This window comes from Allobosea sp. NPDC055353 (genome assembly GCF_053644975.1).
Window position 1 is genome coordinate 1179464 of the sequence record NZ_JBSHMC010000001.1, and the last position, 11795, is coordinate 1191258.

Genomic DNA, 11795 nt, shown 5'->3' on the forward strand with positions numbered 1-11795 from the left:
GGACATCAATCCCGAATGGACGGATTTCTATGACGGGCTGGCTTGAACGGGTTCACCCAGTCGTGGGTTCCGGGTTCTTCGCTGTGCGAAGCCCCGGAATGACAAAGGGTGAAGCATGATCGTCCATACTCCCACCACCGAGGCGCAGGCCTGCGCCGTCGTGAAATCAGTCGTCGATAGCGCCACGCCGCTCACCCTGCGCGGCGGCGGCACGCGCGCCGGTCTCGGCCGCCCGGCTCAGGCCGCGAGCACGCTCTCCAGCGCCGGTCTCACCGGCATCACCCTCTACGAGCCGGCCGAGATGGTCATCGCCGCCCGTGCCGGCACGCCGCTGGCGCTCGTGCAGGAAACGCTGGCTGAACGCGGCCAGATGCTGCCCTTCGAGCCGATGGACCACCGCGCCCTCTATGGCAGCGAGGGCGAGCCGACGATCGGCGCCATCGCGGCCTGCAACATCTCCGGCCCACGGCGGATCAATGCCGGCGCCGCCCGCGACTCCCTGATCGGCGTCCGGCTGGTCAATGGCCGCGGCGAGATGATCAAGTCCGGCGGACGGGTGATGAAGAACGTCACCGGCCTCGATCTGGTGAAGCTGCTCAGCGGCAGCCATGGCACGCTCGGGTTCCTGACCGAGGTGACCTTCCGCGTGCTGCCGCGGCCGGAGCGCCTCGTCACGCTGCAATGGAACGGCCTGTCCGACAGCGACGGCGTCGCGCTCCTGTCCAAGGCACTGGGCTCGCCCTTCGAACCGATGGCGGCCGCGCATCTTCCCGCAGGGGTCGCAGGCGACGAAGCGCGGACCCTGCTGCGGCTGGAGAATTTCTCGGACTCGATCGAATACCGTGCCAGCGAACTCGCCTTGCTGCTGGGCGAGTACGGCGTGCCGGAACGCCTCGAAGGGACCGCGCCGACCACGCTCTGGACCGACATCCGCGATGCCGCCTTCTTCGCAGGGAGCGGTGAGGCGGTCTGGCGCCTCTCGCTCGCCCCGACCAACGGCCCGAAGGCCGCCGCCGCGATCGCCCGCATGGTCCGGGGCGCGCGCTGCTTCTACGACTGGGGCGGCGGGCTGGTCTGGCTCGCGGTTCCCGCCGATGGCGATGCTGGCGCCGCGTCGATCCGCGCCGCGCTGAAACCGCTCGGCGGCCACGCCACGCTGGTGCGGGCGCCCGATGCGATCCGCGCCGCCGTCGACGTGTTCCAGCCGCTGGCCGAGCCGCTGATGCGGGTGACGGCTGGCATCAAGAAAAGCTTCGATCCCGCCGGCATCTTCGAGCCCGGCCGGATATATGCGGGGATCTGATGACGCTCGCTGACACACTTCCCGCTGAAACCCGCGATAATCGCGCAAGCTGGGCCCCCAACCGGCTCAGCCCCGTCGCGCTTGTGCTGCTGGCCGGGCTGCTGATCGCCGGCGCGGCCGCGATCCTGCTCTGGATGGGCCGCGAGCCGATCTGCAAATGCGGGACGATCAAGTTCTGGCAGGGCACGGTGATGTCCTCCGAGAACTCCCAGCACATTGCCGACTGGTACACCTTCTCGCATATCATCCACGGCTTCCTGTTCTACGGCCTGTTCTGGCTGATCCGCCGCATCACAGGCCTGCCGATCTCCTTCGGACTCGCGCTCCTGCTCTCGATCCTGCTCGAAGGCGCCTGGGAGATCGCCGAGAACACCAATGCCGTGATCGAGCACTATCGCTCGGCGACGATCTCGCTCGACTATTACGGCGACAGCGTCCTGAACTCCGTCTGCGACATCCTCTCGATGGTGCTGGGCTTCTTCTTCGCCCGCTTCGCGCCGGTCTGGCTGACGGTGACCAGCGCGCTGGCGATGGAGCTGATCGTCGGCTGGCTGATCCGCGACAACCTCACCCTCAACGTCATCATGCTGCTCTGGCCGATGGACTGGATCAAAGCCTGGCAGGGCGGAGCCTGACACGCCATGCAGACCAACTTCACCCCCGAACGCCTCGCCTCCGATCCGCGCATGCCGGCCTCGGAGAAGATCCTGCGCACCTGCGTGCATTGCGGCTTCTGCACCGCGACCTGCCCGACCTATCTGTTGCTCGGCGACGAGCTCGATTCCCCGCGCGGGCGCATCTACCTGATCAAGGACATGCTCGAGAACGGCAAGCCCGCCACTCCCGAGGTGGTGAAGCATGTCGACCGCTGCCTCTCCTGCCTCTCCTGCATGACCACCTGTCCCTCGGGCGTGCACTACATGCACCTCGTCGACCACGCCCGCGCCCATATCGAGGAGACCTACACGCGCTCGTGGCATGATCGCCTGTTGCGCAAGGTGCTGGCTGCGATCCTGCCCTATCCCGGCCGCTTCCGCGCCGCGATGCTGCTGGCGCTGATCGGCAAGCCCTTCGCGCCGGTGCTGGGCGTAATTCCCGTCATCGGCTCGCGACTGAAGGCGATGCTGGCGCTTGCGCCGACGCGATTGCCGACGCGCTCCGCCATGGAAGGCCCACAGAACTTTCCACCGCCGGCCGAGCGCAAGCGCCGGGTCGCGCTGCTCTCCGGCTGTGCCCAGCCGGTGCTCGACCCCGCCATCAACGAGGCGACGATCCGCCTGCTCAACCGCCACGGCGTCGAGGTTGTCCTGCCGAAGGGGGAGGGCTGCTGTGGCGCGCTCGTCCATCATATGGGTCAGGAGCACGATGCCCTGTCCTTCGCCCGCACCAATATCGACGCCTGGATGGCGGAGGTCGACGGCGAGGGGCTCGACGCGATCCTGATCACGGCCTCCGGCTGCGGCACGACGATCAAGGATTACGGCTTCATGTTCCGCAACGAGCCTGATTATGCCGAGAAGGCGGCGAAGGTCTCCGCGCTGGCGAAGGACGTGACCGAGTTCGTCGAGACGCTGGAGCTTGCTCCGGTTCGTGATGTCGCGATGCCGATCGCCTATCATTCGGCCTGCTCGATGCAGCACGGCCAGCAGCTCAAGGACGGGCCGAAGCGCCTGCTGTCGGGCGCCGGCTTCAAGGTCAAGGAGGTGCCGGAGGGGCACATCTGCTGCGGCTCGGCCGGCGTCTACAACATCCTCCAGCCCGAGATCGCGGGGAAGCTGCGCGAGCGCAAGGTCGGCAATATCGAGCGCACCAGGCCGATGCTGGTCGCGACCGGCAATATCGGCTGCATGACCCAGCTCGCGAAGGGCTTTGCGGACAAGGGCGCGATGACCCCGGTGGTGCATACGGCCGAGCTGCTGGATTGGGCGACCGGCGGGCCACTGCCGGAGAAGCTCGCGCGGGCTGGGATCGAGGATCGGCCGTTGCGGGAAAAGGCGCTGGCGGCGGCCGAATAGCTCCCTTCTCCCCCGAGGGGAGAAGGACGCGCTTGCCCCTCGCGCCCGTAGGGTCTAACCCGCGGATAAGTAATTGCTACTTATTCGAGTTGCGAGCCCCCATGTCCGCCGACAAGACCGCCCCTGCCAAGCTGAAGGCCCGCCAGCCGCGCGGCTTCGTCGATCGTGGCCCGGCCGATGTCGCCGCGACCGAGAGCATGCTCTCCGTCATCCGCGAGAGCTTCTCGGTCTATGGCTTCGATCCGGTCGAGACGCCCTTCGTGGAGTACACCGACGCGCTCGGCAAGTTCCTGCCCGATCAGGACCGGCCGAACGAGGGCGTCTTCTCCTTTCAGGACGATGACGAGCAGTGGCTTTCGCTGCGCTACGACCTGACGGCTCCGCTCGCCCGCTATGTCGCCGAGAATTTCGACGCGCTGCCAAAACCCTATCGCAGCTATCGCGTCGGCTACGTCTTCCGCAACGAGAAGCCGGGCCCGGGCCGCTTCCGCCAGTTCATGCAGTTCGATGCCGATATCGTGGGTTCGGGCACCGTCGCAGGCGATGCCGAGATCTGCATGCTCGCCGCCGACACGATGGAGAAGCTCGGCATCAGGCGCGGCGACTATGTCGTGAAGGTCAACAACCGCAAGGTGCTCGACGGCGTGATGGATGCGGCTGGCATCGAGCCCGCAGCGCGCCTTACCGTGCTGCGCGCCATCGACAAGGCCGACAAGTTCCCGCTGGAAGAAGTCCGCAAGCTCCTCGGCGAAGGCCGCAAGGACGAGAGCGGCGACTTCACCAAGGGCGCAGGCCTATCGGACGCGCAGTCCGACCGCATCCTGCGCTATCTCGAACTCGGTCAGAAGCTCGCCGAGCTGGGCAAGACGAACGCTCAGGACAGCGAAGGCTCGGCCAAACTTTCGGCTGCTGCGCTCACCGATCTCAGCGACCTGGTCGAAGGCGCCGAGAATGGTCAGGCCGGCATCGCCGAGCTGGAGCAGATCCGCGAGCTGATCACGGCGGCCGGCTATCTTGGCCGCATCATCATCGACCCCTCCGTCGTCCGTGGCCTCGAATACTACACCGGCCCGGTCTACGAGGTGGAGCTGACCTTCCCGGTCACCAACGATGACGGGCAGGTCGTGCGCTTTGGCTCGGTCGCGGGTGGCGGGCGCTATGACGGTCTCGTCGGGCGCTTCCGGCCCGAGCCGGTGCCGGCGACCGGCTTCTCGATCGGTGTCTCCCGGCTGTTCTCGGCGCTGAAGGCGGTGAAGTCGCCGATCGTCGACAGCAAGAACGAGCTTCCGCTCGTCGTCGTCACCGCGATGGACAACAAGTCGCCGGAATTCATGCCGGGCTATCAGGCGATGGTCGCAGGCCTGCGCCAGGCCAAGGATACCGATGGCAAGCCGCTGCTGCGCGCCGATCTCTATCTGGGTAGCTCCGGTTTCAACGCCCAGATGAAATATGCCGATCGGCGCGGCGCGATCTGCGCGGTGATCCAAGGCTCGTCGGAGCGCGAGGCGGGCACGGTCGTTATCAAGGACCTGATCCTCGGCGCCGAGCTCGCCGCCGCCAGCCGCGACGTCAAGGATTCTGCCGAGCACAAGGCCAAGCAGGCCGAGGCCCAGTTCGCCGTGCCGGTCGCGGAGCTGGTCGAGGGCGTGAAGCGGGTTCTGGCACGACATTCGTAAGCGCCCTTCTCCCCTTGCGGGAGAAGGTGCCGGCAGGCGGATGAGGGGGCGCGCTGTGGCCCATCGTCTGCGCCGGTTCTGGCCACGACGCTCGCAGCGTCGCGCGACCCCTCATCCGTCTCGGCTTCGCCGAGCCACCTTCTCCCGCAAGGGGAGAAGGGAAGGACACCAAACTCCGTTCACCCATTTCCCTCAAATCCCTCGAAAATTTGCGACGTCACTGCTAGGACGACGCTCGCAACAGGACAGGACAGGACGAGCCGTGCCCGCAAGCCGCGCCAGCATCGAGACCGTGATCGCGCTCTTCGCCGGCGAGGGCTATGCGCATGCCGAGCCGGCGATCCTGCAGCCGGCCGACGTTTTTCTCGATCTCTCCGGCGAGGATATCCGCCGTCGCATCTTCATGACGCAGGATGCGGACGGCCGCGACTGGTGCCTGCGCCCCGAATACACCATCCCGGTCGCGCTCGATCATATCGCCTCGGGCTCGACCGAGCCGGCGGCCTACGCCTATGCCGGCCCCGTCTTCCGCATGCGGGCCAGCGAGCCGGGCGAGTTTCTGCAAGCGGGCCTCGAATCCTTCGGCCGGGACGATTTCGCCGCCACTGACGCCGAGATCATGGCGCTGACCATCGATGCGACGGCCATGCTCGGCCTCGCCGATCCGCGCATCGTCATGGGCGATGTCGCCGTGCTCGGCGCATTGCTCGACGGTCTGAATGTGCCGCAGGGCGCCCGCCGCCGTCTGGTCCGCGCTGTGGTGCAGGGTAAGGGCGCGGACGCGGTCGATGCGCTCGATCCGCCCGCCGCGGAGGGCGATGCCGCTCATGCCGGGCTGCTCAAGGCGCTCGAAGGGCAGGACCCCAAGGCTGCCCGCGCCTTCGTCGAGGACGTGCTCTCCATCGCCGGCATCTCGACCGTCGGCGGGCGTTCCGCCGCCGATATCGCCGAGCGCTTCCTGGCGCGCGCCGCCGAGCGCGAGAACCCGGTCAATGGCGACGTCAAGGCGCTGCTGGCGCAGGTGCTGGCCGTCTCCGGCGATCCCGACGCGGCTTCCGCCTCGCTGCGGGCGCTCGCCGATCAGGCTTCGCTCGATATCGGCCGCCAGCTCGACGCCTTCGACGAGCGCACCGGCTTCCTCGCCGCGCGCGGCGTCGATATCGGCGCGATCCGCTTCTCGGCCGGCTTCGCCCGCAATCTCGACTATTATACCGGTTTCATCTTCGAGCTTCACGATACCGCCCGCGGCGACGGAAAGCCCGTTGCCGGCGGAGGCCGCTATGACAATGTCCTCGGCCGTCTCGGCGCGCGCCAGCCACTTCCCGCTGTCGGCGCTTCGCTCTGGCTCGACCGCCTGACGGGAGACGCCGCATGAGCCAGATGCCGGATAACGACGCTCCGCTCGTCCTCGCCGTACCCTCCAAGGGCCGGTTGCAGGAGAACGCCACGGCCTTCTTCGGCCGCGCGGGTCTGAAATTCGTCAAGTCGCGCGGCGAGCGCGATTATCGCGGCGCCATCGCCGGCGTCGACGGGGCGGAGGTCGCATTCCTCTCGGCCTCAGAGATCGTGGCGCAGCTTTCGTCCGGCGCCGCCCATATCGGCATCACCGGCGAGGACCTCGTCCGCGAGCAGCTCTCGGATGCCGATGCGGCAGTCGAGATGTTGACCCCGCTCGGCTTCGGCCATGCCAATGTCGTGGTCGCCGTGCCGCAGGCCTGGATCGACGTGCGCAGCATGGCCGATCTCGACGACGTCGCCTCCGCCATGCGGGCGCGTCACGGCAAGAAGCTGCGCGTCGCGACCAAATACGTGAACCTGACCCGCCGCTTCTTTGCGGAGCACGGCCTCGCCGATTACCGCATCGTCGAAAGCCTCGGCGCGACCGAGGGGGCTCCCGCTGCCGGCACTGCCGAGATCGTGGTCGACATCACCACGACCGGCGCGACGCTCTCCGCCAATGCGCTGAAGGTGCTCGACGACGGCGTGATGCTGGCCTCCGAAGCCAATCTCGTCGCCTCGATGCAGGCGCCCTGGGGCGCGCGGGCGAAGGCGGCGGCGAAGACCATCCTGTCGCGGATCGCGGCCGAGGAGGAAGGGCGCACGCTCCGCGAGGTCCGCGCCAGGCTCGACCTGGCCGCCGAGGCGCTGGCCGTGCTGGAGGAGCGCTTTGGCGCCCGCCTGCCGTTCGGGGCGCCGGCAACGGGTGCGCCGCTGACGCTGCATTGTCCGGAGAAGGCGGTCTTCGCGCTGGTCGAACATCTCGACGGGCTTGGCGCCGACGACATCACCGTCAGCGCTCCGGCCTATGTCTTCCGCCGCGCGAACCGTTTGCTGGAGCGGTTGAACGCCCGCATCTGATGCTGCGCGGCCGCATCAGAATGACGCGATCGCCAGCGGTTCAGCCTTGATCCCGAACCAATTGGCCTCTAGGCGTGTTAACCGGTTTGGCGGCACGTCGCGTTGCCGTGCGAGTGAATGCGGGTAAGACGATCATGATCCGACGCCTTGGCCTTGCGGCCGTTCTTGCGACCCTGGCCGTGCCGATGCTGATGCCGGGCGAAGCGATGGCGCAGCGCCGCCAGCAGATGCCGTCTCGAGAGGAACTTGGTGGCGGGACGACGGCGATTCCGTTGCCGCAGCAGGAGAAGACTTTTCCGCTCGGCGCGAGCTGGAGCGTCGTGGCGTTGAACGGCAAGCCGGTCCAGGATCGGCGCGCGACCCTGATCGTCGACCAGAATCTGCGCGGCACCGGCTTCGGCGGCTGCAACACCTTCTCGGCTTCCGCCTATCCGCTGCGCCAGCAGGGTTTCGCTGTCGGCCCGATCGCCATCACCAAGCGCAGTTGCGACAAGGGCACGCTCGATTTCGAGAAGGCGTTCCTGATGGCGCTGCGCGCGACGAACAAATGGGATCTCGTCAGCGGCCGCCTCGTGCTGAAGGGCGGGGCGGGCGAATTGACGCTCAGCCGGTCGCTTTGACCGAGGCGCTTTCTTCCCTTTGAGGGAGAAGGCTCCTGCGCAGCAGATGAATCGGAAAAGGGTCGCGCGAGCGACCCTTTTCGTTTCGGCAAGCGGGGGGCGCGGCGGCGTCAGGCCGCAGGCGTTTTCGCGGTCGGCGTCGGCGTGAAGGTGCCGTCCGCATTGGGCTCCATGGTGACGATCGCGTCGTGCATGCTGCGCAGCGTCGCGCGATGGCCGATCGAGACGATCCGCGTCTGCGGCAATTCGCGGTCGATCGTTTCATAGATCTCGCCTTCCAGCTTCTCGTCGAGCGAGGCGGTGGCCTCGTCGAGGAAGAGCCAGTCCGGCTTGCTCAGAAGGGCGCGCGCCACGGCCAGGCGCTGCTGCTCGCCGCCCGAGAGGCGCTGGCCCCAGAGGTCGACCTCGTCGAGCTTGTCAGCGAGGTGGCCGAGCTTGACCTTCTCCATGGCCGTTCGGGTCGCGGCGTCGTCATAGGCGCCTTCCTCGGCCGGATAAGCGAGCGCGCCCCTAAGCGAACCCTGCGGCAGATAGGGTCGCTGTGGCAGAAGCATGATCTGCGCATCGCTGGGAATCCCGACTTTGCCGTCGCCGAACGGCCAGATGCCGGCTATGGCGCGGAACAGCGTCGACTTGCCCGAGCCGGAGGGCCCGATCAGCAGCGTCGAGCGTGTCTTGCCGAGGTCGAGCGCGCCGAGCTTCACGATCGGCTTGCCGTTGGGCAGGAGCAGCGTGGCGTCGCGGATATGCAGGCTCTCGTCGGCAGAGGTCTCGCGGCCGAGCGCCTCCTCGCTGATCGCGCCGTGCTGCGCTTCTTCGACGGCCGCTTCGAAGGAGGTCAGGCGGTTGATCGAGGCGAGATAGGAGGCGATCGAGGAGTAGCTGTTGATGATGAAGGACAGGGCCGTCTGCACCCGGTCGAAGGCGCCGGCGACCTGCATCATGATGCCGAGCGTGATCGTGCCCGCGAAATAGTACGGGGCCAGAATGATGTAGGGCAGGACGACGCTGAGCTGGTTGTAGGACAGGGTGAAACTGGTCAGCTTCAGCCGGCGCCAGACCAGCCGGTAGAAGTTCTCGACGATATCGCGGAAGCGCTGGGCGAGATGGCTGCGCTCGGTCGGTTCGCCGACCATCAGCGCGATCTGCTCGGAATATTCGCGCAGGCGCGCCAGCGAGAAGCGGAAATTAGCCTCGCGCTTCTCCTGCTCGAATTCGAGCCGGATCAACGGGCGGCCGATCACATGGGTGAGCCAGGTTGCCGCCACCGCATAGAAGAACGCTACCCAGAAGATATAGCCGGGGATCGCAACCGAGGTGCCGGGCAGGGTGAAGCTGACCTGAATGTTCCAGAGGATGATCGAGAACGAGACCAGCGTGGAGACCTGCGAGAGCAGGGGCAGCGCGAAGCCGTAGGTCGAGTTGACGAAGGAACGCGTGTCCTCGGCGATACGCTGGTCGGGGTTGTCGACGCTGCCGGCAAGCGCGATCCGGTAATGCGTCGCGTGGTCGAGCCAGCGCCGCGTGTACTCGTTCGCCATGAACTGCCGCCAGCGGATCAGGATCGTGTAGTTGGCGAACAGCTCGATCAGGTTCGAGGCGACCCAGAGCACCGCCCAGACGCAGAAGACGTAGAAGAGCTGATACCAGAACGCCGCCGCATCCTTGTTCTGCAGCGCGTCGTACATGTCGCGGTTGAAGAAGGAGAGGCGCAGCGTGATGCCGACCTGAATCTGGTTGAGGACGATCAGGAAGACGAAAAGAGAGACCGCCAGCGTGCCGAGCCTGATCTTGAACGGGCCGATCGGCCAGAGATTGGCGGTGGTGATCTGGTCGGATTCGAAATAGGGCGAGGCGATGCGGGCGATGCGCGCGATCACCGGCACGAAGGAAATCGCGTAGATCAGGATCGCGAAGACGCCGACCGTCGTCGGCAGGCTGGTCGGTATCGGCGGAATCCCGAGTGCCGCAGGCCACCAGCCGAGATGGGCCGCGATCGCGGCCGCACCGAACACCAGATACTCGATGGCGAAGACGCCCGAGAAGATCCGCAGGAAGAACGGCAAGGTGGGCGAGCGGAAGGTCACGACCGCCAGCAGCAGGCCGACGACGCCCATTCCGATAAGGGCAGCCGAGCCGGCTTGCTGGCCGACGATCAGTGTGGCCGCCGCCAGCACGGCGACGAGGATGCTCAACAAGCGCATGAACGGGAATCCTGGCGGGAGACGGTGAAAGCCACGATTCGGACCATGTCGCAGCGGGAGTGGCCTTTCAATGGCGACGCGCCCGGATGAGCAAATTGTCATCTTGCGGAAAGATGGCGGCGAGGCGCGCAACGGTTCTGATGACGGGCCTCCGGCAAAATGCGCGGTCATCCCGGGCGACCGCAGGGAGGCCCGGGATCCATTCCGGAACCTGCATCGGAAAGGCTCCGGCATGGATCCCGGATCGGCGCTGCTTCGCAGCTTGTCGGGGATGACCTACGCTCCTGCGAAATGCAGCGTGGCGCGTGCCTGAAAACGAAACGCCCCGGACGAGCGAGGTTCGTCCGGGGCGGGAGGCTGGAAGAGGCGGCTCAGCCACCCCCGCAGGTCACTCGGCGGCGACGATCTTGCCGGCGTCCCACTTGTACATCGAGAAGCTCGGCGAGCTCAGGTCGCCGGTCTTGCCATAGGTCAGCGTGCCGATCGCGGTCTTGACCGGCATGCCGGAATGCAGGGCCTTGGCGGCGCCATTGGCATCGCCCAGCTTGCCGGCCTTCTCGATCGCGGCCTTGAGCACCTCGACGGCGGCATAGGCGTTGAGCGTGAAAGCCTCAGGCGGGATGCCCTTCTCCTTCAGCGCCGCGACGGCCTGGGCCGAGTCGGGGTTCTTCAGCGCGTCCGTCGCGTTGGTGAAGAGCGTGCCGGTGGCACGGTCGCCGCCGATCGCCGCGAACTCGGTGTTGGAGAGGCCTTCGCCACCGATGATCGTCGCCTTGACGCCGGCATCGGCGAGCTGGCGCGCGAGCAGGCCGCCCTCGGGATGGTAGCCGCCGAAATAGATGGCGTCGACATTCGCAGCCTTCAGGCGCGTCACGACGGCGGAGAGGTCCTTGTCGCCGGGATTGACCGTCAGGGCGATCACTTCCTTGAGCCCGCCGGCATTGATGCCCTTCTGGAAGGCGTCGGCGAGGCCCTTGCCGTAGGTGCCCTTGTCGTGGACGATCGCGATCTTCTTGTCCTTGAGGTTCTTCAGGACATAGGTCGCGGCGATGTCGGCCTGCTGGTCGTCGCGGCCGCAGGTGCGGAAGACATTGGTCAGGCCGCGCGTCGTCAGCGCCGGCGAGGTCGCGGTCGGCGTCACCATCAGCACGCCGCTCTCCGAAAACACGTCCGAGACCGCCATGGCGACGCCGGAGGTCACCGGGCCGACGACGAACTTGACCTTGTCGCCGACGAGCAGGTTGGCGGAGGAGACGCCCTGCTTCGGATCGCCGGCATCGTCGGCGAGCTTCAAAACGAGCTTCTCGCCGAGGACGCCGCCATTCTTGTTGATGACGTCGACGGCGGTCTGGGCGCCGTTCTTGACCTGGTCGCCATAGGCGGCGACCGGGCCGGTCAGCGGCGCGACGAGGCCGATGGTGATGTCGGCCTGCGCGGCCTGGGCAGCGAGCAGCGTCGTGGCAAAGGCGACACTCGTAAGGAATGTGGAGGTTTTCATGGGCCTCTCCCGATCGGTTTGGCGTTTCCGCGCCCGTCCATTGCGGGGCGCTTGCCGCTTTTATAGGCGAGGAGGACCGGCGAGGACATCGCATCGGCTCCCGAGCGGGCGGCCTGGGACG

9 protein-coding genes are annotated in these 11795 nt (G+C 66.9%); 7 read left to right on the forward strand and 2 right to left on the reverse strand.

What is annotated here, in order from left to right; all coding sequences use genetic code 11:
* Positions 1 to 115 precede the first annotated feature (115 nt).
* From glcE to ACWIEX_RS05440, 7 genes are all read left to right on the forward strand, one after another.
* Positions 116 to 1303: a glycolate oxidase subunit GlcE gene (gene glcE, locus ACWIEX_RS05410; protein ID WP_454032078.1), complete on the forward strand. Its 1188-nt coding sequence runs from the start codon at positions 116 to 118 to the stop codon at positions 1301 to 1303.
* Positions 1303 to 1938, forward strand: coding sequence for a DUF2585 family protein (locus tag ACWIEX_RS05415; RefSeq protein WP_454032079.1), 636 nt, complete (start codon positions 1303 to 1305; stop codon positions 1936 to 1938). The genes glcE and ACWIEX_RS05415 overlap by 1 nt, the downstream gene beginning before the upstream one ends.
* Positions 1939 to 1944: 6 nt before the next feature.
* Entirely contained in the window at positions 1945 to 3318 is a 1374-nt protein-coding gene (gene glcF, locus ACWIEX_RS05420; protein ID WP_454032080.1) for a glycolate oxidase subunit GlcF, read from the forward strand.
* A 101-nt stretch (positions 3319 to 3419) separates the two neighbouring features.
* Positions 3420 to 4994: a histidine--tRNA ligase gene (hisS, locus tag ACWIEX_RS05425; protein ID WP_454032081.1), complete on the forward strand. Its 1575-nt coding sequence runs from the start codon at positions 3420 to 3422 to the stop codon at positions 4992 to 4994.
* A 262-nt stretch (positions 4995 to 5256) separates the two neighbouring features.
* Complete coding sequence (locus tag ACWIEX_RS05430) at positions 5257 to 6369, forward strand: ATP phosphoribosyltransferase regulatory subunit (protein ID WP_454032082.1); 1113 nt, start codon at positions 5257 to 5259, stop codon at positions 6367 to 6369.
* Between the two features lie 5 nt (positions 6370 to 6374).
* Complete coding sequence (gene hisG / locus ACWIEX_RS05435; RefSeq protein ID WP_454033468.1) at positions 6375 to 7352, forward strand: ATP phosphoribosyltransferase; 978 nt, start codon at positions 6375 to 6377, stop codon at positions 7350 to 7352.
* A gap of 134 nt (positions 7353 to 7486) precedes the next feature.
* Complete coding sequence (locus ACWIEX_RS05440; protein ID WP_454032083.1) at positions 7487 to 7972, forward strand: META domain-containing protein; 486 nt, start codon at positions 7487 to 7489, stop codon at positions 7970 to 7972.
* 110 nt (positions 7973 to 8082) lie between these two features.
* Here the strand turns inward: ACWIEX_RS05440 and ACWIEX_RS05445 are convergent, their stop codons facing one another.
* Positions 8083 to 10176: an ABC transporter ATP-binding protein/permease gene (locus ACWIEX_RS05445; protein WP_454032084.1), complete on the reverse strand. Its 2094-nt coding sequence runs from the start codon at positions 10174 to 10176 to the stop codon at positions 8083 to 8085.
* Between the two features lie 388 nt (positions 10177 to 10564).
* Positions 10565 to 11674 (reverse strand): branched-chain amino acid ABC transporter substrate-binding protein, encoded by a 1110-nt coding sequence (locus tag ACWIEX_RS05450; protein ID WP_454032085.1) that lies wholly within the window; start codon positions 11672 to 11674, stop codon positions 10565 to 10567.
* Positions 11675 to 11795 lie beyond the last annotated feature (121 nt).